General features: G+C 45.8%; 20 protein-coding genes and 1 riboswitch. Of the genes, 11 read left to right on the forward strand and 9 right to left on the reverse strand.

What is annotated here, in order from left to right; genetic code table 11:
- Positions 1 to 130 precede the first annotated feature (130 nt).
- Positions 131 to 1,510: a D-arabinono-1,4-lactone oxidase gene (locus BWI96_RS18580; RefSeq protein ID WP_106638026.1), complete on the reverse strand. Its 1,380-nt coding sequence runs from the start codon at positions 1,508 to 1,510 to the stop codon at positions 131 to 133.
- A gap of 145 nt (positions 1,511 to 1,655) precedes the next feature.
- Positions 1,656 to 2,012, reverse strand: coding sequence for an HPF/RaiA family ribosome-associated protein (locus BWI96_RS18585; RefSeq protein ID WP_106638027.1), 357 nt, complete (start codon positions 2,010 to 2,012; stop codon positions 1,656 to 1,658).
- 193 nt (positions 2,013 to 2,205) lie between these two features.
- On the opposite strand from BWI96_RS18585, the gene BWI96_RS18590 reads away from it, so the two are divergent.
- Positions 2,206 to 3,279, forward strand: a complete 1,074-nt coding sequence (locus tag BWI96_RS18590) for a hypothetical protein (protein WP_106638028.1) — start codon at positions 2,206 to 2,208, stop codon at positions 3,277 to 3,279.
- 558 nt (positions 3,280 to 3,837) lie between these two features.
- Here the strand turns inward: BWI96_RS18590 and BWI96_RS18595 are convergent.
- Positions 3,838 to 5,523 (reverse strand): VRR-NUC domain-containing protein, encoded by a 1,686-nt coding sequence (locus tag BWI96_RS18595; protein WP_106638029.1) that lies wholly within the window; start codon positions 5,521 to 5,523, stop codon positions 3,838 to 3,840.
- 23 nt (positions 5,524 to 5,546) lie between these two features.
- Between BWI96_RS18595 and BWI96_RS22605 the strand changes: the two genes are divergently transcribed.
- Complete coding sequence (locus BWI96_RS22605; protein WP_106638030.1) at positions 5,547 to 5,795, forward strand: hypothetical protein; 249 nt, start codon at positions 5,547 to 5,549, stop codon at positions 5,793 to 5,795.
- 123 nt (positions 5,796 to 5,918) lie between these two features.
- On the opposite strand, the gene BWI96_RS18605 is transcribed toward BWI96_RS22605, so the two are convergent.
- From BWI96_RS18605 to metE, 3 genes are all read right to left on the reverse strand, one after another.
- On the reverse strand, positions 5,919 to 6,131 hold the full coding sequence (locus BWI96_RS18605; protein WP_106638031.1) for a cysteine-rich CWC family protein: 213 nt from the start codon (positions 6,129 to 6,131) through the stop codon (positions 5,919 to 5,921).
- A 101-nt stretch (positions 6,132 to 6,232) separates the two neighbouring features.
- Positions 6,233 to 6,619: an acyl-CoA thioesterase gene (locus BWI96_RS18610; protein ID WP_106638032.1), complete on the reverse strand. Its 387-nt coding sequence runs from the start codon at positions 6,617 to 6,619 to the stop codon at positions 6,233 to 6,235.
- An 84-nt stretch (positions 6,620 to 6,703) separates the two neighbouring features.
- Positions 6,704 to 9,013, reverse strand: a complete 2,310-nt coding sequence (metE, locus tag BWI96_RS18615) for a 5-methyltetrahydropteroyltriglutamate--homocysteine S-methyltransferase (protein WP_106638033.1) — start codon at positions 9,011 to 9,013, stop codon at positions 6,704 to 6,706.
- A gap of 307 nt (positions 9,014 to 9,320) precedes the next feature.
- Positions 9,321 to 9,536: riboswitch (cobalamin riboswitch) on the reverse strand.
- Between the two features lie 281 nt (positions 9,537 to 9,817).
- On the opposite strand from metE, the gene pgk reads away from it, so the two are divergent.
- From pgk to BWI96_RS18630, 3 genes are all read left to right on the forward strand, one after another.
- On the forward strand, positions 9,818 to 11,008 hold the full coding sequence (gene pgk / locus BWI96_RS18620; protein ID WP_106638034.1) for a phosphoglycerate kinase: 1,191 nt from the start codon (positions 9,818 to 9,820) through the stop codon (positions 11,006 to 11,008).
- Between the two features lie 201 nt (positions 11,009 to 11,209).
- Positions 11,210 to 12,157: a serine protease gene (locus tag BWI96_RS18625; RefSeq protein WP_106638035.1), complete on the forward strand. Its 948-nt coding sequence runs from the start codon at positions 11,210 to 11,212 to the stop codon at positions 12,155 to 12,157.
- Positions 12,154 to 12,393, forward strand: a complete 240-nt coding sequence (locus BWI96_RS18630; protein WP_106638036.1) for a carboxypeptidase-like regulatory domain-containing protein — start codon at positions 12,154 to 12,156, stop codon at positions 12,391 to 12,393. The genes BWI96_RS18625 and BWI96_RS18630 overlap by 4 nt, the downstream gene beginning before the upstream one ends.
- A gap of 197 nt (positions 12,394 to 12,590) precedes the next feature.
- On the opposite strand, the gene BWI96_RS18635 is transcribed toward BWI96_RS18630, so the two are convergent.
- Complete coding sequence (locus BWI96_RS18635) at positions 12,591 to 13,214, reverse strand: PolC-type DNA polymerase III (RefSeq protein ID WP_106638037.1); 624 nt, start codon at positions 13,212 to 13,214, stop codon at positions 12,591 to 12,593.
- A gap of 220 nt (positions 13,215 to 13,434) precedes the next feature.
- Here BWI96_RS18635 and BWI96_RS18640 point away from each other — a divergent pair, with 220 nt between their 5' ends.
- The 6 genes from BWI96_RS18640 to dapF all read left to right on the forward strand — a co-directional run bounded on the left by BWI96_RS18640 (position 13,435) and on the right by dapF (position 19,000).
- Positions 13,435 to 13,989, forward strand: coding sequence for an FUSC family protein (locus BWI96_RS18640; RefSeq protein ID WP_157830436.1), 555 nt, complete (start codon positions 13,435 to 13,437; stop codon positions 13,987 to 13,989).
- 124 nt (positions 13,990 to 14,113) lie between these two features.
- Complete coding sequence (locus BWI96_RS18645) at positions 14,114 to 14,884, forward strand: SDR family NAD(P)-dependent oxidoreductase (RefSeq protein WP_106638039.1); 771 nt, start codon at positions 14,114 to 14,116, stop codon at positions 14,882 to 14,884.
- A 190-nt stretch (positions 14,885 to 15,074) separates the two neighbouring features.
- On the forward strand, positions 15,075 to 15,731 hold the full coding sequence (locus BWI96_RS18650) for an SGNH/GDSL hydrolase family protein (RefSeq protein WP_106638040.1): 657 nt from the start codon (positions 15,075 to 15,077) through the stop codon (positions 15,729 to 15,731).
- A gap of 84 nt (positions 15,732 to 15,815) precedes the next feature.
- Entirely contained in the window at positions 15,816 to 17,147 is a 1,332-nt protein-coding gene (locus BWI96_RS18655; protein WP_106638041.1) for an alpha-L-fucosidase, read from the forward strand.
- 111 nt (positions 17,148 to 17,258) lie between these two features.
- Complete coding sequence (locus tag BWI96_RS18660; protein ID WP_106638042.1) at positions 17,259 to 18,149, forward strand: fumarylacetoacetate hydrolase family protein; 891 nt, start codon at positions 17,259 to 17,261, stop codon at positions 18,147 to 18,149.
- Between the two features lie 71 nt (positions 18,150 to 18,220).
- On the forward strand, positions 18,221 to 19,000 hold the full coding sequence (gene dapF / locus BWI96_RS18665; protein ID WP_106638043.1) for a diaminopimelate epimerase: 780 nt from the start codon (positions 18,221 to 18,223) through the stop codon (positions 18,998 to 19,000).
- 164 nt (positions 19,001 to 19,164) lie between these two features.
- Here dapF and tyrS read toward each other — a convergent pair whose 3' ends face one another.
- Complete coding sequence (gene tyrS / locus BWI96_RS18670) at positions 19,165 to 20,451, reverse strand: tyrosine--tRNA ligase (RefSeq protein ID WP_106638106.1); 1,287 nt, start codon at positions 20,449 to 20,451, stop codon at positions 19,165 to 19,167.
- Positions 20,452 to 20,495: 44 nt separating this feature from the next.
- A complete protein-coding gene (locus tag BWI96_RS18675) occupies positions 20,496 to 21,485 on the reverse strand; it encodes a hypothetical protein (RefSeq protein ID WP_106638044.1) in 990 nt (329 codons plus the stop codon).

Raw genomic sequence — 21,485 nt, forward strand, 5'->3', positions numbered from 1 at the left:
TCGGCTGCTAGCCGAGTGACTGCGGGGTTGGGTAGACCTCTGGTCCGATGTTAGACAAAAAGTCTTTGTCTGGGAAAGATATTCTATGATCAGCTACAAGTTTGTACCCTACTGACTAGAGGTGAGTCCCTTAAACTCCATATAAATTCTGCTCTAGAAACTCATTTCTGAACTTCCCTTCCGGGTCATATTCCTTGATTAATTTCTTGAAGTCATCCAGCTTTTTATATTGCGACTGAAGTCTGGATGGCGACATAGTAAATAACTTAGCCCAGTGTGGACGAGCGTTAAAGGGAGCCATTTTTTCTTCAATCAAAGGTAATACCTGCTTCACCGCCATCCAGTCCTGCTTCCAGGTAAAGTGAATGGCCACGCAATCCTGCTGGTAACAGGGACTCATCCAAAGATCATCGGCAGCGATGGTTCGTACTTCTGAGATTAATAAATGCGGTGTAATTTTTTCATGTAATTCGAAAACAGCAGCCAGAGCTTCAGCTCCATTTTTATACGGAACAAAAAATTCTGATTGTAATTCCTCCCCGCTACTTGGCGTGAAGTTCATTTTAAAGTGCGGTAATCGCTCATGCCAGGGACCGGGAACCCCCATCTGTTCGGTGCAGTTTTCCGCCGAAATTTCTTCGATGGGATGCAGGTTTTTAGTCGCCAGTTTTGATCCGAACCAGTCCGTAACCAGATTCAGTTTCACGTCTCCCTCAACCTTCCGCTTGACCCACACCTGATTAATATTCTCTTTGGCGTAATTAGTAAATAAACTCACGCTATAACCCGCCGACATTACTTCATCAAAGTGTTTTTTCACCTCCACCAGCGGCATATTCTGGTATACATCCTGTCGTACCTGAAAAGAAGGCTGGATCTTAAGTGTAACTTTCGTAATTGCCCCCAGTGCCCCCAGAGCAACCACCATTCCAGGAAAAGTTTCCGGGCTTAAGGTTCGGGAAGCCCGAAGGAGTCTACCGGCTGCCGTAATCATTTCCAGAGCGACCACTTCCGAAGACAAATTTGCATTCTTTACCCCCGAACCATGCGTCGCCGTTGCACAGGAACCGGCCACTGAGATATGCGGCAGCGAGGCCATGTTGTGCAGGGCGTATCCCTCTGAATGCAGGTATTCGGCCAGATCGCCGTATTTTACATTTCCATCTACGGTAACGGTCCTATTCTCTTTATCAATTACATAAACCGGCTTGATCTTTTGCAGGGAAACGATCTCCTGCGTGCTATCTGCAATGCGATTGAACGAATGCCGCGTACCAAGAATTCTCAGGCTTTTACTTCCCTTAATGAGGCCCTGAATGTCTCGGGCGTATTCGGGATATTGAAAATTCTCCGTACTATATTCAAGGTTACGGGCCCAATTGTACTGTTTGCCACTCTGGGTATTTTCCCTTGATTCGGTTTGCTTGGTTTGGTTACAGCTCGTCATAGGCGAGAAAAGCGAACCCGTCAGAAAGACGGAAGATAATTTGATGAAAGTGCGTTTTTCCATAAGTATCAGGCTGAGTATCAAACTTCACAGGCTATTTACTTAAAATATGGAGAATATCCACGTTTCGCTGGAAAATCTGATGAACTAGAAAATAAAAGAGGTCGTCTCTGCTATGAAACGACCTCTTTTCCAGATGATGAATGGACTAGAATTCTTCTTCTTCTTCCTCAACGATTAACTCGGCTGCTTTAGGGGCCGTTTTGTCCTTGAGTTTTTCCTTATATTTTTTCACCGTCGTTTTAGCGGCATTCAATACTAAATCTGTAGCCTCTTCGAAAGTGGTTCCGCTTTCTTTAATAAAGATGGAATCGCCGGGTAAATAGAGCTTTAACTCAACGATTTTATTTTGGACCTTGCTCGATTCGCCTTTGTCTAGTTTCAGATAGACTTCGCCATTGGTAATCCGATCATAAAATTGATCTAATTTGTTGAATTTGGCTTGCACAAAGTCGAGCAGTTTGCTATCTGCATCGAAATGAACTGTTTGCACTTGCAGTTTCATACGCACACTCATTTTTAGGGTTTGACCATATTGGCTTGCGTAAAAAAACCATTCTATTCTTCACTAATCGTAGAAAACAGAATAGCTCTTAGCAAGAGTGAACCTAATGACCTCAACCCATAAAGTCAAGCATAAAGTGATTTATTTCATCGCACTTTTTAACTAGCTTTTACGTTCATAGAGGTATAAACCCATGAACTTGAGACAAAAACCATCCCTTTGGGGGCTACTATTTTTTCTTGTCGGATTACTAAATTCGGCCCAGGCTCAACGAACGCTTGAGCTACGATCAGAGTCTATTTCGCAATTACCCCATTTATACACAATTCAGGACATTGTAGACGAACGGCCCAATCGGTCCGGTATTGGTTCAATCATTCTGCCCTCGGGTCAGAGCTCTTCTCTTCGCTTTGTGGGAAGTTTGCCCACTACCTTTCAGCGTTTACTGAAGCAGTCGCCTCGGCAGGAACGGGATTATCCGGTTCGAATACGAGTAAAGCAATTCTGGTTTGAGGAGAGACCATCCAGTCGGATGATTCGCGGTACGTTTCGGGTACAGTTGGCTTTTGAACGTGAAATAGAAGGGCGGTACATTTTATTGACGGAATGCCAGGCAGGGTCTGATTATAATCGCTCGGCTGGCATGGATGGAAATTACGAGATTCAGATCCGGCAAACATTGCAACGCTGTTTGCATGAGTTTGGTAACTGGGTGAAGACGCATGAACTGAAAACCGAGAAACTTGCCCGTCGTGTACAGATTCGGTTTAAGGAGTATGAACCTAAAGGTCGCCTGGGTGATACCGTGTTTTATAGTCCGCAACGAAAGCTAACCTGGAATGATTTCCGAGGTCCGATCCGGCGAGTTAATCCCCGAACGGGAGCTCTGATTTACACCAGTTTTGGCTATGAAGCGATGACAAAAGTTGAAAACGGAACCGTGTTTATTGACATGACGGTCAAGGCATTTATGCTTCAAAATTCGTCCTGGACGGCCGAACCAGCCACAAATATGTACGCTCTGGCTCACGAGCAGTTACATTTTGACATTACGCATCTCATTACGGAACGATTTAAGAAAGCCTTATTAGCGGAAGAGTTGCCGCTGGAAGATTATGATAGCCGGATTCAGTACATTTTTCTGGAGTCTTTCCGGGAAATGAATCGCTATCAGGAATTATACGACGCCGAAACCCGCCACAGCATTAACCACGCCGAACAAGCCCGCTGGGCAGAAAAAGTGGCAACGGAACTAAAAGAATTGTAGGTGTGGATTGTTAAATGCAGGTAGATACGTGACTTTATAGCATTTGGTGGGTAGATGAAAAGAACGGACTAGTCCTAAAAACCGCCTCTTACCCAGACGCAACTTCATTGCGTCTCTACAATACTAGTGCTAATTTTCCCACTATGGCTGGTGAGGACATCAACCATGGCGGATGAAACGATTTTGTTACCTCTATATATGCTCTCATCTCCTCATCTCCCTGACGCAGTCGCTCGGCTCTGCCGAGTGACAACATAGCACAGAGGCCTCTGGCCGAGGTTATGGAAGATACTTCAAAGTAGACACGCGTTTGAGTATTCATTATTTTACCCACAAGACGGCCAGAGGCCTACAGTCAGGTAAGTCACTCGGCAGAGCCAAGCGACTGCGTCACGTAAAGACGAGACTTCATTGCGTCTTTCTGAGAAATGAAAATAATCTGAAGGTAACCCTCCCATGCTGGTGTCCTCACCAGCCATTCATAAAGGCCATAGTGGTTGGTGAAGACACCAACCATGGCGGATAAGGCAAAGAAATGGAAATAAGGCAAAACCGTCTCTACTGATCATATCCCCAAACGACGCGTAATACTTTGGAACGGATGCCTGTGGTTTCGAAGAAGCGTAACCAGTATAACTGCTGCGGCGAAAGGTGATCGGTGGGAGATTTTACTTCGATGAAATCATAACTCGTTTCATCCCACACAAACAGGTCGGGAAAGCCCCGCGTATGTTCACGTACGTTGGTGGCCATTTCGATGAGTAACTTCTTCAATAATTCCGCTGGAATCTTTTCTACCGCAATTTTTACCAGTGTTAATAGCTCTGGGAACCAAACCACAAGCGGATTGCTGATACCGTATTTTTCTTCAAAAACGGCTTCCAGAAAATGGAAAGTATCGGCTTTGTTTTCCAGTAAATCCAGACGATCCAGTAAAGCGGGACGGCGTTTTTCGAAGAAGGTAGGTTTATAAATATCCGATGGAGACCGCTGTAAGGGGTGATGAATGGCTGAACTTCCGGCATCAAAAATGATATCCCAGAACAGAAGCCCAAACAGGCCATCAAACAGAAAGTTTTCGGTATGTACCGCCTGTTTTCCTTGTGCCCGAAAATATTCAGCAACGCCCTCCTCTACCCGATACCGCCAGCTAACGTCAATCGTCACACTTTCTGATTTCAACAACCATTCCGTGGTCGATTTACGAGCCCTTTTTTTCTGGCCCTGAGCCGCTTGCTGGTTTTGAAAATCAATTGCAAAAAACTGCTCGTCCGCATTGAAAGGGTTAATCAACATCTCCTCAGCCAGAGCCGTAGCTGCCTCCGGGTCTTTCAACTTCATCAATAACCGAACCTGCCGCTCCCGCGACGGCGGTGCGGTAGTCATCCGAAACAGCACCAGGGCTTCTTCCAGTTTTTTCTGGCGTTCCATGAAACCCGCGATCTTCAGCATCAGGCGATCCAGCGAAGGCTGAGCAATTTCAGCTAGGGGGACATGATTCTCATACCAATCCAGAAACCAAGTATTAATTGCCAAAGGATCTGTTTCGGCGGTTTTCATCAAATGGAAATCTTCCGCCGCCAATGAAACTTTTAGCCGATCTTCGACTTCTTCCCTGGAGGTAAAATGTGGGACAAACCGATCTTCATCAAAGCGTTCAAACCGAATATGGCCGAGATCCCGCACCACAAATTCACTCATATCCGCATGCCGATTTCCAAAAAACAGAAACTTGAAAAGCATCGTCTGAGCCTCGTAGTTAACCTTGACTACGGGTTCGCTTTGATCAATATAACTGGCTAAGTCTGGAAAAGGTACGGATTCTAACAACCAGTCGCTTACCTCGTCTTTTTTGAGACTGGCTTTGCCTTTGGTATCCAACGCCAGTTGTTTGGCAAAACCTAGTACTTCCGGCTTACTGAAAATGTCAAGAATCTCCCCCGCCCGATTCTGGTGATAGTCAGACAAACGGGCGACAAAACCTTTGTTTTCCAATTCAAGCAAAGCCTCTGCCCAGTTATCAATTTCGGGATACTTGATTTTTCGAACCCGAAAAAAGGCCACTCTTCGGTTGGTAAACCGAATAAAAAGGCACTGAGCGTTTTCGCTCAACTGATCGAAATCCTGAAGAAATTCTTTTTCATCGTCGGTTAATAAGTCCAGGTAAAACCGACGCACAAAGGCGAGTAAATAGGTAAAGTAATCGAGGTAATATTTCGGTGGAAGTTCCAGACGTTCAGACATAAATAGCTACGTGGCTTAGAGCTATGATAAGTCTTTTTCTCAGGAAAAAGTTTGATTTGCTATTAGTTTCTGAATATCGTGGCCCGCGTGAACCGACCGGCTTTTTCACTGGTAACAATCCGTTTGATAGTGCCTCACAGGTTGGGTTACCATTATTTCAACTAGTTGCTGCCAGCGAAAAAGCTGGCAGCGGCAGGGCCTTTTATTATTTTCATCTAACAATTTTAGTCATGTCTATTCATTTTCTTTATTACTGGCAACAATCTTTTTGATAGCACCCTAAAAGACTGGTTTATTGTTATCCTAACTGGTTGCTGCCAGCGAAAAAGCTGCCCGGGCCACATTGGCAGCGGCATGGCTAGGGCCTTACTTTTTTGTTTCTTTATTTAGTAAGCTTACTCTAATGCCCTTGCCTCCTGCTGTAAATCCTGCAAACAATTCAGACACAAACAGCCGCTGTCATAATCCATGATCGAAATATCGCGGATGTATTGCATTTCCGACGGCGTTAATACGATCTGATTGCAGTCGCATTTTAAGCTTGCATTGAGTTTGCAGGTAAATAACTGCCCACAACGCGGACAGCCTTCAAGGGCATGTTTATTCATATGTTTAGAGTTAGGAGTTTAGGGTTTTGAGTTAATACTTGCGACGTAAATTCTTTTCTTATCAAAATAACTTCCTAACACTAAACTCAAAACCCTAAACATTACTCCAAAATTCGAATTGGTTTTTTATTTGCGTCTATGGCTACGAAAGTGAAGGTGCCGTGGATGGCTAGTTCGCGTCCTTCGGCGTACATGCTTTCTACATAAATCTCCACGCTCACCCGCATGCTGGTGTTCCCCACGTGTACGACGTTCCCAATCAATTCAACCAGCATCCCCGCCTGAATGGCCTGCCGAAAATCAATACGGTCGCTGGAGACGGTTACCATGGGTTTTCGGGATAAACGGGTCGCGGTAATGAAGGCGATTTCGTCCATCCACTGCATGGCCATACCGCCGTATAAAGTATCGTAATGGTTGGTTGTGTGCGGGAAAACGGCCTTAAACACGCGGGTCTCCGCCGCCTTAATTTTTTCTTCGAGTGACATGGAAAATGGTTTTGAGTTTTGGGTTTAGCGTTTAGAGTTCAATGTAACATTAACTCTAAACGCCAAACCCAAAACGCTAAACTCCTACGCTTTCACGGTTTGCTGCAATTGTTTAGCGGCAGCGACCATGTGGCGTAGAGCCTGATCAGTTTCGACCCAATGGCGGGTTTTTAGTCCGCAATCGGGATTGACCCACAAGTTACGAGCTGGAATGGTTCGAAGTGCTTTTTCCAGCAAATGTGCCATTTCTTCCACGCTGGGTACACGGGGCGAATGAATGTCATACACCCCCGGTCCGATTTCATTTGGGTACTGGAAGTTCGAAAACGCATCGAGTAACTCCATCTGCGAACGCGACGTTTCGATGGTAATGACATCGGCATCCATGCGGGCGATAGCCTCGATAATGTCATTAAATTCCGAGTAGCACATGTGGGTATGAATCTGCGTTTGATCGGTAACGCCGGCGGCACTAAGTCGGAACGCATCCACGGCCCAGGTCAGGTAAGTGCCCCAGTCGGCTTTGCGTAAGGGTAAGCCTTCGCGAATGGCAGGTTCGTCAATCTGGATGACTTTGATTCCTGCTTTTTCCAGATCCAGCACTTCATCCCGAATAGCCAAAGCGATCTGAAAAGCTGTATCCCTACGCGGCTGGTCATCCCGCACAAACGACCATTGCAGAATCGTTACTGGTCCCGTCAGCATGCCTTTCATTAATTGAGCCGTTTTAGATTGAGCAAACGTCGTCCAGCGAACCGTCATGGCTTCAGGTCGTTCGACATCTCCGTAAATAATGGGCGGTTTTACGCAACGGCTTCCGTAACTCTGTACCCAGCCCAATTGAGTAAACACATAACCCGAAAGCTGTTCGCCAAAATATTCAACCATGTCGTTTCTCTCGAATTCACCATGAACCAATACATCAAGCCCGACTTCTTCCTGCCAACGAATGGATTTTTCGATCTCTTCCTCCACAAAAGCCTCATACTCTGCTTTGGTAACATCACCTTTTTTGTACTTCGCCCGCCACTGACGAACCTCTTCGGTTTGGGGGAAAGAGCCAATCGTGGTGGTGGGAAACAGCGGTAACTGAAGGCTTGCTTCCTGAATTTTCTGACGAATCGTAAAGGCTTGCTTCCGTTTGAAATCGCTGGGTTGAACCGCTTGCACGCGGGATTTTACAATTGGTTTATGAATCAGCGAGCTCGTCCTTCGGCTTTCTATAGCCTGCTGATTTTCTGCTAATAGCTCCAGATTTTCGCCTTCGATTAACTGACCCAGCGTGGTTACTTCCTGCAATTTCTGTTTAGCAAATGCCATCCAGTTTTTGATTTCCGGTGTCAGTACCGCTTCGTTTTTCTCTAAATCCAGATCGTAAGGAGCATGCAATAACGAACAGGACGGAGCCACCCAGACGCGGGCTTTGCCTAGCTTGGCAATGGCTTCATTCAGCAATTGCAACGACTGGCTGAAATCATTTTTCCAGACATTACGCCCATCCACTACGCCGAGCGAGAGGATTTTAGTGGAAGTAACGAATTCGTGATCCGCCAGAATGGGAGTTAACTGTCCCGATCCACGCACCAGGTCAATATGTAAAGCAGAAACGGGTAATTGCAGGGCCAAAGACTGATTATCACCTAGTTTTTCGAAGTAAGTCGCCACCAGAAGCTGAACCTGAGGTAATGCTTTTTGAATAGCCTGGTACGCCTGCTGAAAAGCGATTTTTTCATTAGCTGACAAATCGAGCGTCAGGCAAGGTTCGTCAAGCTGTATCCAGGTTGCCCCCCGGTAACTCAGTTCGCGTAATACGTCAATATAAACGGGTAATAACCGATTGAGCAGATCAATTCGGTGGAAACCTTCTTCTTTTTCCTTACCCAATAACAGAAATGAAACCGGCCCCAGAATGACGGGCTTGGTAAGAATACCCATCTGCTTGGCATCTTCGAAGTCGTGAATGACCTTATCGGAATACCGTTTAAACTGCTGATCTTTCAAAAATTCGGGAACGATGTAGTGGTAGTTGGTATCAAACCACTTCGTCATTTCCATCGCCTTTATGTCCAGCTCGGCCTTCTGGATTCCGCGGGCCATGGCGAAGTAAATCTCCAGTTCCCGATTGTTTTTTCCATCAATAACCGCCTGATACCTTTCGGGCACGGCTCCCACCATTAATGCAGTATCCAGCACCTGATCGTAATAGGAAAAGTCATTGGAAGGAATCCATTGCAGACCTGCCTGTAATTGCGTCTGCCAGTTTTGTCGGCGAATTTGCCGACCCGCCCACAGAAGTTCGTCTTTCGAAATCTTTCCTGCCCAAAATTGTTCGCAGGCCCATTTCAGTTCGCGTTTGCTGCCCACGCGGGGGTAGCCCAGGTTGTGAGTAACCATGTGTTTTTGTGTTAAAAAGGGTTTATCAAAACGCCTTCGAAACACCCAACCCGCCAAAAACGGTGAATTGTTACGAATTACTGATTCCGCATTAGTAACGTACGAGCCGTCATCCGTTCACGCGAATGACGGAGTTAATGCCTCTGCGATAAGGGTATAGCTTTCCCGGCCCGACTTCGTTGGTTTCGAAATCAGCACAATTCAGGCACAACCGCAAACCTGCCAGTTTCGGGACTAGCAGTGAGCAGAGTTGGGTAATCAGAAATTTGTAAAATCAATGCGTGAATCAGACCCTATGCGTGAAGGTATGACCATTGAGAAGGCTGGCAAGTCTCCTGGCTTGTATCATGCGACTCCCCCCTTCTCATTCCTCAGGGAACAATGGGAAATCTGGGATGCACTTGTTTCGAGGTTCGAAACAGATACTTACAGTAGCACGTCTGCTCGTGATTTTCACACGATTCCTTTTTCATTCCTTTAGCAGCGAAGATCTGCTAATGAAACCAACCATCCGATTGACGGGCGTTACAAAGAACGGGGCAAATATAAAGGATTAAACCCTTTTCCGGTTCTGCCGTTATAATAAAGATGAAGAGGAACAGAGCTTTTCTACTTGGCAAAAGATAAACTAAAGAAGCAAAAATATAACTTATCAAATCTAAATTATCACTTAAAGGCTAAAAAGAAGGGAAGTTTAGGGAAGTTTGGCCGAATGTATAATTTTGTTCCTTTCTCGACCGACTCATCAACACGTATAATAAGAGTTGTCAAATCATTACTCATTTAAACATCTGATTCTTACTGATGAAGACGCTGAACCAGTACAATTTCGCCGGAAAAAAGGCTCTTGTCCGCGTTGATTTCAACGTTCCCCTGAATGACCGTTACGAAATCACCGATGATACCCGTATCAAAGCAACCATTCCGACGATTCAAAAAATTCTTAACGACGGCGGTTCGGTTATCCTGATGTCTCACCTGGGCCGTCCGAAAGATGGACCTACTGAAAAGTATTCGCTTAAGCACTTAGTAAACGCCCTGTCTGTTATCTTCAACCGTCCCGTGAAATTTGCGGATGATGCCATTGGACAACAGGCCATTGACCTGGCAGCCTCTCTGCAACCCGGTGAAATTCTGTTACTCGAAAACCTTCGTTTCTACAAAGAAGAAGAAAAAGGGGACGTAGCTTTCGCCGAAAAATTATCTAAACTGGGTGACGTTTGGGTAAACGATGCCTTCGGAACGGCTCACCGTGCTCACGCTTCTACGGCGGTTATCGGTCAATTCTTCACGGATAAAGTAAGCGGTTATGTTATGCAGGCCGAGCTGGATAATGCTCAACGCATTCTGGATAACGTAGAGCGTCCTTACACGGCCATTATGGGTGGTGCTAAGATTTCCGATAAAATTCTGGTGATCGAAAAACTGCTCGATAAAGTTGATAACCTCATCTTAGGTGGCGGTATGACGTATACCTTCACGAAAGCTCTGGGTGGTCAGATTGGTAACTCCATTCACGAAGATGACAAAATGGAGCTGGCTTTGGAACTGATTGAGAAGGCGAAAGAAAAAGGTGTAAACCTAGTTATGCCTCTGGATACAGTTATGGCCGATAAATTCTCGAACGATGCTTCCAAAACGACGGTTCCTTCCGGTCAGATTCCTGAAGGCTGGGAAGGTCTGGACATTGGACATCAGTCGATTGCCGTGTTCACGGAAATTATAGAACAATCGAAAACAATCCTCTGGAATGGTCCGATGGGCGTATTCGAATTCTCGAACTTCGCCGTTGGAACGAACGCCATTGCAGAAGCCGTAGTGAAAGCAACGGAAGAAAACGGAGCCTTCTCCCTCATTGGTGGCGGTGATTCTGCCGCTGCGGTTAATAACGCGGGTTACGGTGATCGCGTGAGCTACGTTTCTACTGGTGGTGGTGCTCTGTTGGAATACATGGAAGGCAAAACGCTTCCCGGAGTAGCTGCTCTGGAAGCTTAAGAATAAATGCTTAGAAAAAGCCGACTCTGTAAAAAGGGTCGGCTTTTTCTATTTCACACCTTTAATAAAAATCGCGGCAAGCTTTATTCATTCACTTGGAATCACTGAATTGTGGTATTTCCTGAAATCCATTTTAGCTGAACCTTTGTCACACCTTACTAATCAGGTAAACGCTTGTTCAACCTAAACCAATTTCAGAAAATGGCTACTAAAAATGGCACCTCCATTCTTTCCAATGACCCTTTTCAGGGTGAAACACTCACGCTCGAAGCTCCTCAAGTAACTGAAGATACACTCGAAAAAGTAGAGGGTTACTTCCCCGGTCGCACAGCTCAGGATGATGACGAAACCGCCAGCCCCAATAATCTCAAAGAATCTGTCTTTAGTACGGAGGAATCCGGCAGCCTGACAGGTCAGCAGGAACCCCTGAAAGATGCCTATTATGCCAGTTACCCCGAAGAAGAACTGCTGTCGGAAGTAGTGATTTACCCGGATGAACGTGTACGAATCACAGCCACCACGACTTACCCCTGGCGAGCTATTGTGGCTTTACGAATGACCGCTCAGGATGGTAGCCGCTGGATTGGTTCGGGCTATCTGGTTGGTCCGCGAACAGTCATTACAGCAGGTCACTGCGTATTCATGCACGAGCATGGAGGCTGGGCGAAAAGTATTGAAGTAATAGCCGGATTAAATGATGCCTCCCGCCCCTATGGCTCAGTTATTGCTACTGATTTTAGAAGTGTGACGGGCTGGACGCAAAGCAAGAACCGTAATAACGATTACGGAGCCATTATCCTTCCTGCCAATGCCCGCCTTGGCGATACCGTTGGGTATTTTGGTTTTGCGGTACGAGATGATAATTATCTCAAAGCGAATGCTTTAAACGTTGGTGGTTACCCCGGTGACAAAGGAGGTAATCAGCTGTGGTGGATGGCTCAGAAAGCCTCGTCGGTTTCGGCCCGGGTCATTACTTATCAGATTGATACGGCGGGCGGACAAAGCGGTTGCCCCGTGTGGGTGAAAGTGGGCGAAAGTCGATATGCAGTGGGCATTCACACGAACGGGCACAGCTCGGGGAACTCAGCTACCCGCATTGTGCAGGCGGTTTATGATAACATTCAAAACTGGAAAGCCTTAGGTTCATGACCATTGAAGGACAGCTGGTAACTCGGCAAAATCAACCCATTTCGGACGCGACCATTCTGATTCAGTCAGGGCCGGGAGCGTTTGCCGAAGTGGCAGCCTTAACGGATGCGAACGGGAAGTTTAGCCTTTCAGGATTAAATCAACCCGGAGATTATCAGGTACTCGTTACTACAACGGTTCAGCAAAAAAGCTTTACCGTACACGTTCCGGCTACGAGTCAGACATTTGTTTTGTAAGGGAGGAAGGCCAACTAGCCCTGAAATAACTCAGGGCTAGTTTTTTTATTGTTCTCACAGTTCATAAGTAGAGACGCGACTTCACCGCGTCTGGCCGGGAGATGGAAGTTATACAGAGGTAACAAAAACTGCCTCTTACCCAGACGCGATAAAGTCGCGTCTCTACCCTTTCAAAACCCGAAAGAGCGTTTTTTTTATTACTCCTGTATTTTAAACTTCTTCGCCAGGGCAAAAACGTTCTTGAACGATTGCGTGGTTAGCTGAGCGTCTTCCAGGGCATTATGGAATTCTGCATCTTCGCGTTCCAGCCCAAAATAACCCGCAATGGCTTTCAAGCTTAGCGACTTGGGCGTGGGTTTTCCGTTGGCTTTCAGCACTTCGAACGTAAAGTAACCTAGTGTATGTAAATCCAGTAACTTATTGGAAAACGGCCATTTCAGCTTTTCCTCCCGATAGGCAAAACGCAGAAAGTTAATATCGTTGATTACCGACTGACCACTGATAATAACGTCCCGCAGGTATTGCGAATTATCAACCGTTTGCGTCCGTCCCCGCAAGCGGCCCAGCTTTTCCAGAATCCATTCTTCAAATTCGGGAATGACGTCGTAAATCATGGGAGCATCCTCCAGATCATCCAGACTCAGGCCGTGAATGCGAGCCGAATATTCCGAAAATGCTTCTTCATTTTCCGGGTAAACGTTCGTTAGATACGTTCCTAACTCATTCCACTGGTCGTCGCATAAAACGGCACCGATTTGAATAATCTCATTCCAGCCGGGTTCACCGCCGGTCATTTCAAGGTCTAATACTAAATAAGGCATGCGTTAATCATGAAGATGGCGGTCAAAGATAAGCGGCTGGCGGCGTTAAGCGAGGACGCAGATTCGTAAATTGCTGACAGGCTATTTTGTAAATCTATTTAAAAGATTGCGTAGATTATTAGAATAATACAAATTTATAGAAAACTGAATCGAGCTTTTCTGCGTTAATAATATACAAAGCCACGAAATACACTTCCCTTCAAAAGTTTATATGATTGCTATGATGTCAAGAACGTTGATCAACCCCAAACGCCGACTTATTGAAATAGAAAAAGCTATTATTGCCCAATTTGACCTGAAAAAGGTTGCTTTTTTATACGCTTCCCGGATTCTACTTGGGGCTGCTATTACCTGGATCCTGCTTGATCTACTGCATATTGAGAAAAAAGAATGGGCTTTGATCTCCGTTGCCATCGTTTCTGAACCCGATTTTGGCGATCTTCGCCGTAATACCATTTCTAGGATTATTAATACTATTAGCGGTTGTCTGATTGGTATTGTTTTTATTGTTCTGACGGGTGTCAATATCTACTCGCTTTTCCTCGCCATTGCCGTTGCGATCTTCATGAGTACGATTATCAAGAAATATCCTTCCAGTTGGAAACTGGCTCCGTCAACAGTTATTGCGGTCATGACGCCCGCCATCTTCCAGCAAGCCTCCTGGCAGGATGCTCTTCAAATTGCCTTATTACGCACCTCTGAAGTTATGCTGGGTTGCGTGGTCGCCTTTACGGTAGGCTGGTGTTTTTCCCTCTTCAAAAAGAAAGCCGAATAAAGTTTCCGCTTCTTTCCGGAAATACACGAAACTTGCAAAGTCATAACTTCAGACCGAAAAATCCAGTATTCATAGGGTATTAGCCCGGACGAAAGGGTCTTTAGGTAATAAAAAGCTAAGAAGGATGAGTGTATTTAGTCTTGCCGGAAAAACGGCGGTGATTACGGGCGGCGGCAGCGGCATTGGTCGGGCCATCAGTCTTTTATTTGGTAGCCAGGGAGCCCATGTGCATATTCTTGATTTAAGTGCGGAAGGTGCTCAGACCGTTGCTGATGAAATCACGCAGGCCGGTGGTGTGGCAGCCGTTCATGCCGTAAATGTGGCTAATCAGGAAGAAATGCTGGCCGTTTTTGCTCGCATTGGTGCCGTGGATATTCTGGTAAATAACGCTGGCATTGCTCACGTAGGTAACCTCGAAAAAACAACCGAAGCTGACCTTGATCGTATTTATAATGTAAACATCAAAGGAGCCTATAACAGTCTTTTCGCAGCCATTCCCCTAATGAAAGCTCAGGGTGGCGGAGTAATTCTGAACATGGCTTCGATTGCAGCTCTGGTGGGTATCCCGGATCGTTTTGCCTATAGCATGAGCAAGGGTGCCGTTCACGCCATGACTCTGTCGGTAGCAAAGGATTACATCAAGGATAACATCCGTTGCAATAGTATTTCTCCCGCCCGCGTTCACACGCCTTTTGTGGACGGCTTTATCGCTAAAAATTATCCCGGTAAAGAAGAAGAAATGTTCGCGAAGTTGTCGGCTACGCAGCCCATTGGCCGTATGGCGAAACCCGAAGAGATTGCTCAACTGGCTCTCTTCCTCTGCTCGGATGCTTCGGCCTTCATTACGGGTGTAGATTATCCCATTGACGGCGGTTTCACGACTTTAAATAATTAATACACTGGAATGGTTTGATGAAGATAGGGCTTCTGGTAAATCGCTTACTTTGCGGTTGACCTGGCTAGTTTCATCAAACCATTTTAGTAAATTCTTACCATTAGTTAACCATATAGGGTTCAGTTGTAAAACATTGGCTAGTAACCGCAGCCACTAAAAACAATCAATTACTTACCTCTAATACGCTCCAATGAAAAAAGTATTTGCTTTACTCTGTTTCACCACACTCCTCTTCGCTTTCCGGGCCGATAAGCCTAAAAAGATTATTTTCTTTGGCGACTCCATCACGCAGGCTGGGGTTAGTCCTACCGGATACATTACCAAACTGGGCACCTTACTCGACAAAAACAAGTACGAGTTAGTGGGCAAAGGCATTGGTGGGAATAAGGTCTATGATCTGTACCTGCGACTGGAAGATGATGTCCTTGCTCAAAAGCCCGATGTGGTAGTGATCTGGGTGGGCGTGAATGATGTGTGGCATAAAGCCAGCTCCGGTACGGGAACGGACCCTGATAAGTTCGTCAAGTTTTATCAGGCTTTGATTGATAAGATGAAAGCCCAAAATATCAAAGTGGTCTTAACAACTCCTTCCACCATTGGGGAGCGTTACGATAACACCAATCAGCAGGATGGTGACCTTAATAAATACAGTATGTTTATTCGCGAACTGGCCGCCAAGAATAACTTACCTCTGATTGATCTTCGCAAGGCATTCATGGACTACAGCCAGAAAAATAACCCTAAAAACGAAGAAAAAGGCATTCTCACGACGGATCGGGTCCACCTGAATGATACAGGTAATCAGTTCGTAGCAGAGCAGATGGCGAAAGTTTTGCAACAGTTTTAGCACTACCACGTCCCGAAAGACGGCGTGCCTCAGTTTAGGACTGGGGCGTGCTGCCTTTCGGGACGTTTTTATACCTCATCTCCTATGAAAAAACTATTTATTATCCTTTTCTCCTTGAGCACTCTTCTAGCTCAGGGGCAAGCCTACCAACCTACACCCGAGAATCTGGAAGCCCGAAAATGGTTTCAGGATGCCCGCTATGGTTTATTCATTCACTGGGGCGTGTACAGCGTTTTGGGTGACGGGGAATGGGTCATGAACAACCAGAACATTCCAGTCAAAGCTTACGAAAAGTTACCTAAGTTCTTTAACCCTACGGCGTTTGATGCCAAACGCTGGGTACAGATAGCCAAGAACGCAGGTATGAAATACATCACCTTTACCAGTAAGCACCACGACGGTTTTGCGATGTGGCATTCCAAAATTTCGCCCTACAACATCGTAGATGATACACCTTACCAAAAGGATGTTCTTAAAATGCTTGCGGATGAATGCGAAAAGGAAGGGATTAAGCTTTTCCTCTACCATTCTCATCTCGACTGGCACCATCCCGATTATTTTCCTCGTGGCAGAACGGGCAAGCAAACGGGCCGCCCTGAATCCGGCGATTTTGGCAAGTATCTAACCTATATGGATACGCAGCTAACGGAATTACTGAATGGCACCTATGGTAAAATCGGTGGGATCTGGTTTGATGGATGGTGGGATCAGTCGGCACACGATCCGAACAATCCTCAAAAAACGGTAGTGGACTGGCAATTACGCCGAACCTATGACCTGATTCATAAGCTTCAGCCTGCTGCCTTGGTTGGCAACAACCACCACGTAGCCCCTTTTGATGGGGAAGATTTCCAGATGTTTGAGCGGGACTTACCCGGTCAGAATCACGCTGGATTTAGCGGTACCAGCAAAATCAGCGAGTTACCCCTTGAAACCTGCGAAACCTTAAACGGTAGCTGGGGCTTTGAACTGAAAGACCAGAATTATAAATCGCCTGAACGACTCATTCATTACCTCGTAGGAGCCGCGGGTCGCAATGCCAATTTCCTGCTGAATGTCGGCCCCATGCCGAACGGAGAAATTCAGCCCGAATTTGTGGAAAGACTCGAATCGGTGGGTCAGTGGCTGAAAAAATACGGCGAGACCATTTATGGAACACGGGGCGGTATCGTTCCTCCTCAGGAATGGGGCGTTAGTACGAAAATAGGCGATTCCCGTCATTTTTTACACATCCTTACCGCTCCTCAAACCTCCTATTTATTTGTTCCTGACTTCAAACCAAAAGTCACTAGTGTTAGTCTCTTTGACGGACATAAAGCTCTGAAATTCAAACAACAACCCGAAGGACTTTTCATCTACCTCAATGGAGTAACGATGGATCCCCGGGATACAATTCTGGAAGTGCAGACCAAGTAATCGCAGATTTAAGCGATAAGCCTGCCGAAGAAAGTATACCTTTGAACGAGTATCAAAGCCCCGAGGGCGAATTCTATTTTAAGAAGTATTATCAAACTTGCATATTAACGAATGAAACTCTTTCGCTACGTTACTGACGAAGATGTCATTCCCGGCATTCTGATCGACGGGAAATCTTACAGCCTGGAACCCTTCTTCGAAGCTTTGGGAGAAGAAACCGGAGCCTATGACTTCGACGAAATCTTTTTCGAAGAAGAAGGTCTGGCCGTTCTGGAAGATTACCTGGATCAATACGGAACCTCTGAGTTACCAGAGTTAACGGGCCCCATCGAATACGCTTCCTGCGTGGCTCGCCCTTCCAAAATCATTTGCATTGGCCTGAACTATGCCGATCACGCGAAGGAAACCAACGCTCCCATTCCAGCCGAACCCATTGTTTTCTTCAAAGCAACGACGGCTCTTTGTGGTCCTAACGATGATGTGATCATTCCCCGTAACTCCGTAAAAACCGACTGGGAAGTGGAATTAGCCGTAGTGATCAGCTCCGAATGCCGTTACGTTTCAGAAGAAGAAGCGGAAGATTACATCGCGGGTTATGCCATTATGAATGACTATTCGGAACGCGAATTCCAGTTGGAACGCGGAGGTCAGTGGGATAAAGGTAAGGGTTGCGATAACTTCGGTCCGCTGGGTCCTTATCTGGTGACACCCGAAGAAATCGAAGACGTTACCAACCTGCCCATGTGGTTAAAGGTAAACGGCGAAACGTTACAAAATTCGTCTACAACTCAGATGATCTTCAACGTTCCCCAAATCATCAGTTACCTCAGCCAGTTCATGACTTTACTGCCCGGTGACGTCATCTCAACCGGCACACCTCCGGGCGTTGGCCTGGGCTTCAACCCTCCCCGTTACCTAAAGGCAGGTGACATCGTGGAGTTAGGTATCGAAGGCCTCGGCGAGCAACGGCAGGTAGCGATTTCCTGGGAAGATGCTTATTAATTTTCGAGGATAAGAATCTATTTTTGCGGGGACGTGTTCAGGCTGGACACGTCCCTCTTTTTCTTGACCAGATGACTATTCCATTTTACAAATACCAGGGCACGGGTAACGACTTCATTATGATTGATGATCGTGAAGGCCTTTTTCCCGTTGCTAAAGAAAAAATTGCTCAGCTCTGCCACCGCCGCTTTGGAATCGGTGCCGACGGGTTGATCTTACTTCAGAAGGATGAGGCGTATGATTTTCGCATGAAGTACTTTAACGCCGACGGTGGCGAAGGTTCCATGTGCGGAAACGGCGGGCGGGCGACCGTTCGCTTTGCCCACGACCTCGGCGTTATTGGCGACGAAACTCGCTTCATTGCCGTGGACGGCGAACACGAAGCCTCTGTTACTCCCGAACGCATCGCTCTAAAAATGAGTAATGTAAAAGGCCTGGAAGAACACGCTGATTATAGCTTTATGAATACAGGTTCTCCGCATGTCGTAGCGTTTACGGAAGATCTGGAAAATTACAAAGTGTACAACGAAGGTTACGCCATTCGCTACTCAGATGACTGGGTAAAACGCGGGGGCACGAATGTTAACTTCGTAGAGCAACTGGGTGAAGATCAACTGTTTGTTCGCACGTATGAACGCGGTGTAGAAGACGAAACGTATTCCTGCGGAACGGGTGTAACCGCTTGTGCCTTAACGGCTCACGTCAAACGTGGGGTAGCAAGTCCGGTAAAAGTGAAAGTTCTGGGGGGCAATCTGGAAGTGAGCTTCGAACAAACCGGAGCTGATTCCTTCGAAAATATCTACCTAATCGGCCCAGCCGAACGGGTATTTGAAGGAAGTGTTGAAGTTTGAAAGAGTTTGAGTCTGTTAGAGAAAGTTTGATTTAGTGTAAGGTTTTGATGCCTTTGAGAATCACTTTTCTCTTGATACTTAAAAGGTTTGAGGTTTGATTTAAAGTAGTATTCTGCTCTAAATCAAACCTTTTATCAAACAGACTCACACTAGATCAAACCTTCTCAAACCACTTTCACTAAATGGTTTTTCTTGCCTTTGGCAATCAGGAGATATTTACCCTGCAATAACTGAAAATCAACCGTCTGATTCGCATCGGTGATTTTGGCTTTGTTTACTGAAACAGCATTGCCCTGAATCGCTCTTCTAATTTCACCCTTCGAAGGATATACTTCAGCCGCGGCCAACAAGTCCGTTACGTTTGGAGCGGCTTCGTAATCAGCCAGTGAAATTTCCGTTTGAGGAACCCCTTCGAAAACCTGTACAAAGGTCTGCTCGTCGAGCGACTGTAAAGTTTCCAGCGTGCCTTTTCCGAATAACACTTCACTTGCCTGAACGGCCATTTCGTAGGCTTCCGCCGAGTGAACGCGAGTCGTTACGTCTTTGGCAATGGCTTTCTGTAGGATACGTAAATGGGGAGCTTCTGCGTGCTGGGCTTCAAGGGCTTCAATCTCTTCCTTGGAAAGTAAGGTAAATACCCGAATCAAACGACCACAATCGGCATCAGCGGCATTCAGCCAGAACTGATAAAACTGGTAAGGGCTGGTTCGTTCCGCATCCAGCCAAACATTCCCACTCTCCGACTTACCAAATTTCGTTCCGTCCGCTTTCGTTACCAGCGGCGTCGTTAAGGCGAAGGCACGGCGTTCGGCATCCTCTTCATTCCCCCCTTCTTTACGACGAATAATTTCGGTTCCTGTCGTAATGTTACCCCATTGATCCGAACCACCCATTTGCAGCTTTACCCCACGGGTTTTGTACAAATGATAGAAGTCGTACCCTTGTAACAACTGGTATGAAAACTCCGTGAAAGAAATACCCGTTTCCAGACGCTTCTTCACCGAATCCTTCGACATCATGTAATTCACGCTCAGGAATTTACCCGCTTCACGCAGAAAACCCAGGAATGAAAAATCCTTGAACCAGTCGTAGTTATTAACGATTTCAGCGGCATTACTTCCAGTAAAATCCAGAAATTGTTCCAGTTGCTTTTTAATACCAGCCTGATTAAGTGCCAGGGTTTCTTCGGATAAAAAGCTGCGTTCAGCGGCTTTAAACGAAGGATCGCCGATCATACCCGTAGCACCACCCACCAGTGCATAAGGCTTATGGCCGGCTCTTTGCAAGTGTACCAGCAACATAATGGTGGCGAGGTTACCAATATGCAGCGAAGAAGCCGTCGGATCGAAGCCAATGTAGGCTGATGTCTGTTCTTTTTCCAGTTGTTCCTCCGTTCCGGGCATCATGTCCTGCAACATGCCCCGCCAGCGGAGTTCTTCAATAAAATTGATTTTCATAAGTGCCAATTCTCGAAATAACTTCGACCAAGGTTTCCCTATAATCGATTCAAAACTTTATTGTATATCTTCTGCAATTTCCGCTTTCCTAACATTTTTGCTATCCGCAATTGCGTTGAAGCAGAATACTGATCCGCATGATAATGCTTGATCATATAGTCTCTGGCCTGTTGCTCAATGTCTTCATAAATGACCCGATTATTATCTGCATCATTCCCATTACTTACAGAACTGAAGGGGGCATGGTCTGCATAGTCTTCGTAATAAAGGTTTTCAAATCTTAGGCCATTTAAATACGAATCTCTAAACCAAGCAGCGGCTGTATCACTTCCATTCCAAACTCCACCAAAATAAGGCACTGGTCCATTGGGAATGGTCGTCTTTCGATATAAATCTACGTTAACTAAACAGGCATATTCATTAAGACGGCATTCTGGTAAAGGATGAACAAATCCTTCTGAAACCAATTCCCGACTCCTTTTATACCTGGGTGTTGGATATTGTTCCAGTTGTTCAAGTAACTCCTGTTGGCTAGGTTTATAGTCCTCAAATTTTTCAGGAGTACACAGCTTTGCATAAAACGCCGAGCAATTCCAACATTGCCCTATTCTCCCTACTCCTACCAGATTCTCACCTGGATTTCTTTCAAAAACCTGTATCATAGGATGTATTAGATCCTTATGATACAGCATATCATTATGGCAGATTAATAGGTATTTTTTATTCGTTTTTTCCAGAGCGTACTGATAACGTAGACTCAAACGCGTTGTTTCGTCCAATCCCTGAGGCGATACATTTGCCATCCAGGGTACGAATTTATCGAGATGAACGATAATTACTCCCCTCTTTTCAAAAATCTCCTTAATCTTAGGAATGCCCTGCCAGGCATCTTCGTAAGGTTGTTTTTTTTCTATGCAGAGGTATATCTTATCGATATAATTGTTGCTTTGCTCTAATAAACTAAACAGCGTCACCATGGTCTGGTAAGGTTTGCCATAGTAGCTAATTGCAACATCTATTTTTTGCAT

Source organism: Siphonobacter sp. SORGH_AS_0500 (genome assembly GCF_002838835.1).
Classification (GTDB): domain Bacteria; phylum Bacteroidota; class Bacteroidia; order Cytophagales; family Spirosomataceae; genus Siphonobacter.

Coding starts and splice junctions, on each gene's coding strand:
- BWI96_RS18585 (WP_106638027.1), bottom strand. CDS start 2,012: ATGAAACTGCAAGTGCAAACAGTTCATTTCGATGCAGATAGCAAACTG.
- pgk (WP_106638034.1), top strand. CDS start 9,818: ATGAAGACGCTGAACCAGTACAATTTCGCCGGAAAAAAGGCTCTTGTC.
- dapF (WP_106638043.1), top strand. CDS start 18,221: ATGACTATTCCATTTTACAAATACCAGGGCACGGGTAACGACTTCATT.
- BWI96_RS18595 (WP_106638029.1), bottom strand. CDS start 5,523: ATGTCTGAACGTCTGGAACTTCCACCGAAATATTACCTCGATTACTTT.
- BWI96_RS18645 (WP_106638039.1), top strand. CDS start 14,114: ATGAGTGTATTTAGTCTTGCCGGAAAAACGGCGGTGATTACGGGCGGC.
- BWI96_RS18655 (WP_106638041.1), top strand. CDS start 15,816: ATGAAAAAACTATTTATTATCCTTTTCTCCTTGAGCACTCTTCTAGCT.
- BWI96_RS18675 (WP_106638044.1), bottom strand. CDS start 21,485: ATGCAAAAAATAGATGTTGCAATTAGCTACTATGGCAAACCTTACCAG.
- BWI96_RS18605 (WP_106638031.1), bottom strand. CDS start 6,131: ATGAATAAACATGCCCTTGAAGGCTGTCCGCGTTGTGGGCAGTTATTT.
- BWI96_RS18660 (WP_106638042.1), top strand. CDS start 17,259: ATGAAACTCTTTCGCTACGTTACTGACGAAGATGTCATTCCCGGCATT.
- BWI96_RS18580 (WP_106638026.1), bottom strand. CDS start 1,510: ATGGAAAAACGCACTTTCATCAAATTATCTTCCGTCTTTCTGACGGGT.
- BWI96_RS18610 (WP_106638032.1), bottom strand. CDS start 6,619: ATGTCACTCGAAGAAAAAATTAAGGCGGCGGAGACCCGCGTGTTTAAG.
- BWI96_RS18650 (WP_106638040.1), top strand. CDS start 15,075: ATGAAAAAAGTATTTGCTTTACTCTGTTTCACCACACTCCTCTTCGCT.
- metE (WP_106638033.1), bottom strand. CDS start 9,013: ATGGTTACTCACAACCTGGGCTACCCCCGCGTGGGCAGCAAACGCGAA.
- BWI96_RS22605 (WP_106638030.1), top strand. CDS start 5,547: ATGATAAGTCTTTTTCTCAGGAAAAAGTTTGATTTGCTATTAGTTTCT.
- BWI96_RS18640 (WP_157830436.1), top strand. CDS start 13,435: ATGATGTCAAGAACGTTGATCAACCCCAAACGCCGACTTATTGAAATA.
- BWI96_RS18625 (WP_106638035.1), top strand. CDS start 11,210: ATGGCTACTAAAAATGGCACCTCCATTCTTTCCAATGACCCTTTTCAG.
- BWI96_RS18635 (WP_106638037.1), bottom strand. CDS start 13,214: ATGCCTTATTTAGTATTAGACCTTGAAATGACCGGCGGTGAACCCGGC.
- BWI96_RS18630 (WP_106638036.1), top strand. CDS start 12,154: ATGACCATTGAAGGACAGCTGGTAACTCGGCAAAATCAACCCATTTCG.
- BWI96_RS18590 (WP_106638028.1), top strand. CDS start 2,206: ATGAACTTGAGACAAAAACCATCCCTTTGGGGGCTACTATTTTTTCTT.